The sequence below is a fragment of the Allosphingosinicella sp. genome (genome assembly GCF_036387215.1).
Lineage (GTDB): Bacteria > Pseudomonadota > Alphaproteobacteria > Sphingomonadales > Sphingomonadaceae > Allosphingosinicella.
The window spans coordinates 1-3,852 of the sequence record NZ_DASVUE010000015.1 but is presented as its reverse complement, the minus strand read 5'-3'; the positions used below and the strand labels follow the sequence as shown (position 1 = coordinate 3,852).

Annotated in this window: 4 protein-coding genes and 1 pseudogene; 4 read left to right on the top strand and 1 reads right to left on the bottom strand. The window is 68.7% G+C overall.

Annotated features, from left to right (window positions below):
• Positions 1 to 86 precede the first annotated feature (86 nt).
• A complete protein-coding gene (locus VF662_RS00525) occupies positions 87 to 422 on the top strand; it encodes a hypothetical protein (protein ID WP_464136406.1) in 336 nt (111 codons plus the stop codon).
• Positions 423 to 557: 135 nt separating this feature from the next.
• Positions 558 to 1,136 (top strand): hypothetical protein, encoded by a 579-nt coding sequence (locus VF662_RS00520; protein ID WP_464136405.1) that lies wholly within the window; start codon positions 558 to 560, stop codon positions 1,134 to 1,136.
• Here the strand turns inward: VF662_RS00520 and VF662_RS00515 are convergent.
• Entirely contained in the window at positions 1,133 to 2,455 is a 1,323-nt protein-coding gene (locus VF662_RS00515; protein WP_464136402.1) for a hemolysin family protein, read from the bottom strand. The two genes, VF662_RS00520 and VF662_RS00515, sit on opposite strands and share 4 nt — an antisense overlap.
• 142 nt (positions 2,456 to 2,597) lie before the next feature.
• Between VF662_RS00515 and VF662_RS00510 the strand changes: the two genes are divergently transcribed.
• On the top strand, positions 2,598 to 3,272 hold the full coding sequence (locus tag VF662_RS00510) for a YiaD family glycine zipper/OmpA-like lipoprotein (protein ID WP_464136400.1): 675 nt from the start codon (positions 2,598 to 2,600) through the stop codon (positions 3,270 to 3,272).
• 70 nt (positions 3,273 to 3,342) lie between these two features.
• Positions 3,343 to 3,852, top strand: a pseudogene (locus VF662_RS00505) (energy transducer TonB); the annotation flags it as partial.

Below are 3,852 nucleotides of genomic sequence, written 5' to 3'. Positions count from 1 at the left end.
AGCTGGAGCGAGGCCGATGAGGCTTGCCGGAGCGCCGCCGCATATGGATAAGCTCAGCGTCCGCCCCCGCTCCGGAAGGCCTTGATATGTCTCCTGCGCTCAAATTCCTGGTCGGCCTCGCCGCCGTTTTGCTGATGGGGTCGGTCTATCACGGCCCGCTCGGCAACGGCGAGGCGCTGATCGGACGGCTCGAGGCGCAGGCGCGTGCGGCGGTTGCCGAAGGCGAGGTGCCGGGCGTCCAGGTGCGGCTCGCCCGCGATCCGCTGGCGCGCGTTGCCGTCCTGTCGGGCCCTGCCAACGATTTCCAACGGGAGGGCATGGGGCAATATCCCGGCCTCAACGACCGCGTCCGCGCCGTCGAGGGTATTTCCCGGATTGAATGGGCGAGCCCGCCCGTCGCCTCCGGCGGAGGGAACCGCTAATGCCGCTGTTGCTTGAGACTTTGATCGCCCTCGTCGCCGCCTATCTGCTCGGCGTGGGCATCGCCTGGTTCCTGTTCGGCCGGGCGCAGAAGGACACCTATCTTTGACATCCTGTTTCCGGGAATTTCCGTCACCATGATGACCGTAATCGACGCCAACATCCTCCCGCTGATCATCGCGCTGGTGATCGGCCTCATCATCGGCTGGTGGATGTTCCGCCGGACTAGAGCCCGCTCCGGCGACAAGATCGGCTCGAACCTCCGCACCGGCGCGGTCGACCGCTCCGCCGCCGAGCCGCCGCCGCCTCCGGTCCGGCCCTATATGCGCAATCGGCCGATCCGGGACGGGATCGACACCGAGGAGCGGAAGGTCACCGGCATGACGGGCGGAGCCGCGGCGATGACCGACGTCGCCGGCGAGGTGCTCGGGGTGGACGCGCATCCGCTGGACCCCGGCGAGAGCGGCCCTCCCGACGACCTCCAGACGCTGAAGGGCGTCGGCCCGAAGCTCGCGCAGAAGCTGAACGAGAACGGCATCACCCGCTTCGAGCAGCTTGCGGGCCTGAGCTCAACCGAGGTCGCCATGCTCGACCAGAAGCTTGGGCCGTTCAAGGGAAGGCTGGAGCGGGACAGGGTGGTCGAGCAGGCGAGCTATCTCGCGCGCGGCGACCGCGACGGCTTCGAAGCCCGGTTCGGGAGCCTCGGCGGCGCCTAATCCCGCGGCCGGCGGGGCGTCTGCACCGCGATCAATTTGTCGATCTTGCGCCCGTCCATGTCGACCACTTCGAACCGCCAGTCGGCAAAGGCGAAATGCTCGCCCGTCTCCGGCAGGTGCTTCAGCACCGACAGGGCGAAGCCGGCCACGGTCGAATAATCCCGCTCCTCGGGCAGGCTGATCCCCAGCTGGTCCGTCAGCGCGTCCGCCGATAGGGAGCCCGAGACCAGCCAGCTGCCGTCCTCCCGCTCGACGAGCGGCGGATCGGCGTCGGGGTTGGAAGCGAAGGTGCCGGCAAGCGCCGCCAGCAGGTCGGCCGGCGTCACCAGACCGTCGAAATGGCCGTATTCGTCGTGCACGAACGCCATCGGCACCTCGGCGCCCCGGAGCACCAGCAAGGCGTCCATCGCGTCCATCTGGTCCGGGACGACCGGCGCTTCGCGCATCAGGGTTCGAAGGTTGAGCGGCCGGCCCTCGACGAAGGCTTTGACGATGTCGCGCGACTGGACGACCCCGACGAGCTTGTCGACCGACCCTTCCGCCACCGGCAAACGGCTGTGGGGGGTCTCGATCAGCTTCTCGCGAATCGCCTCGCCATCGGCGTCGATGTCGATCCAGTCGACGTCGGTCCGCGGGGTCATGATTTCGCGCGTCGGCCGGTCGGCGAGCCGCACCACTCCCGAGATGATCGCCCGTTCGCTCTCCTCGATGACGCCCGCATGGTGCGCTTCTGCGACGACGATGTGGAGCTCCTCGGCCGTCACCCGGTTCTGCGTCTCCCGTTGCAGCCGAAGCAGCCTGAAGACGAGGGCGCTCGTCCGGTCGAGCAGCCATACGAAAGGGGCGGTCGCGCGCGCCAGCCACAGCATCGGCAGCGCCAGCACCGAAGCGAGCCGCTCCGGCGCCCGAAGCGCGATCTGCTTGGGCACGAGCTCACCGATCACCAGGGACGCATAGGTGGTGACGACGATCACGAGCGCGAAGCCGAGCGTCTGCGCATATTGCGCCGGCACCCCCACCAGCATCAGCCGCTGCCCGACGGGGCCGCCGAGGCTCGCGCCCGAATAGGCGCCGGCCAGGATGCCGATCAGGGTGATCCCGATCTGCACCGCCGACAGGAACCGGCCCGGATCGGCGGCAAGGTCGAGCGCCGTCTGCGCGCCTTTGCTGCCCCCCTTCGCCATCGCCTTCAGCCGCGCCTCGCGGGCGGAGACGATCGCAAGCTCCGACATGGCGAAGACGCCGTTCAGCGCGATCAGCAGCGCGATCACGGCGACGTCGAACCACGGAAAGGGAGATAGCGGGGCTGAGGGAGGCATGATTTTCGGCTGCCACTTAGCCGCTATTCTTTCAGCGCGACAACAGGTTCATCAGTTCCGGTTCAAGCGCTTGGTGGAACAAGTGGAGAAGAGCGTGGGTTGGGCAGACGTTCAATGACCCGATTACGGGAAAGGAATGAGTATGTTTAAGACGAAACGCCTTGCTGGCGCCGCCGTTGCGGCTGCGCTTCTCACCACCACCGCCTGCGTTACGAACCCGGAAACGGGCGAGCGCGAATTCCAGACGCGCACCGCCGTCGGCGCGGCCATCGGCGCCGTCGCCGGATATCTGGGCGGCGACCTGATCGGCGGCCGCCGCGACCGCACGGAGAAGATCGTCGGCGCGGGCATCGGCACCATCGCCGGCGCCGCCGTCGGCCAATATATGGACCGGCAGGAGCGCGAGCTTCGCCGCCAGACCGAGGGCACGGGAGTCGTCGTCGAGCGCCAGGGCGACGAGCTTCTGCTCAGCATGCCGGCCGGGATCACCTTCCCGATCAACAGCTACGAAATCCAGCCGCAATTCTATTCAACGCTGAACCAGGTGGCGCAGACGCTCGCCGCTTATCCTCAGACGCTGATCGACGTTTACGGCCACACCGATCCGTCGGGCGGCGATGCGATCAACATCCCGCTGTCGCGCAACCGCGCCGAATCGGTCGCGGGCTACCTCTCGCAGCAGGGCGTCGCCCGCGCCCGCATCGCCACCCAGGGCTTCGGCTCGTCCCGGCCGATCGCCGACAACGGCACCGAAGCCGGCCGAGCCCAGAACAGGCGGGTCGAGATCCGCATCGTCCCGGCCACCAACGGCGGCTGATCGGACGGACATCGGAAAGGGGCGCCGGGGGAACCTGGCGCCCTTTTTCGTGCGCGGCAGGATGAGCATCGTGCCTCCTACAATCAGGGACGGCAGCCGGGATCGCCTCAAGGCGGGCGCCGGAGCGGCGTTGTTCCATGCGCTGCTGGGCTATGCGCTGATCGCCGGCCTCGGCGTCAGCCTGGCGCCGGCCGCGGACGAGAGGCTCAGGATCTTCGACGTTCCCGCCGCACCGCCTCCGCCGCCGCCTCCACAATCGGTGCCGGCGCCGGAAAAGGTGAGCGAGCCTGAAGGCGCCGCCGCCCCGCCCAGCCTCTCGGCCAAGGCAAGCGCGGTCGTCGCGCCGCCGCCAAGGGTGAAGCTCAAAATGCCACCACTCATCGCCACGGCGCCCAAGCCCCTGCCCGCCGGCGGCAGCGAACGGTCGACGGGAGCGTCCGATGAAGACGGTCCAGGCACGGGGGCCGGAGGCGAGGGCGCCGGGATCGGAAGCGGCGGGCAGGGGAGCGGCACCGGCGGCGGCGCCGCGTCGCGCGCCCGGCGCGTGAGCGGCTCGATCTCAGGCGCGACTGATTATCCT

Excerpts from the sequence above, each read along its gene's own strand:
- VF662_RS00525 (WP_464136406.1), top strand. The coding sequence starts at position 87 with ATGTCTCCTGCGCTCAAATTCCTGGTCGGCCTCGCCGCCGTTTTGCTG.
- VF662_RS00520 (WP_464136405.1), top strand. The coding sequence starts at position 558 with ATGATGACCGTAATCGACGCCAACATCCTCCCGCTGATCATCGCGCTG.
- VF662_RS00515 (WP_464136402.1), bottom strand. The coding sequence starts at position 2,455 with ATGCCTCCCTCAGCCCCGCTATCTCCCTTTCCGTGGTTCGACGTCGCC.
- VF662_RS00510 (WP_464136400.1), top strand. The coding sequence starts at position 2,598 with ATGTTTAAGACGAAACGCCTTGCTGGCGCCGCCGTTGCGGCTGCGCTT.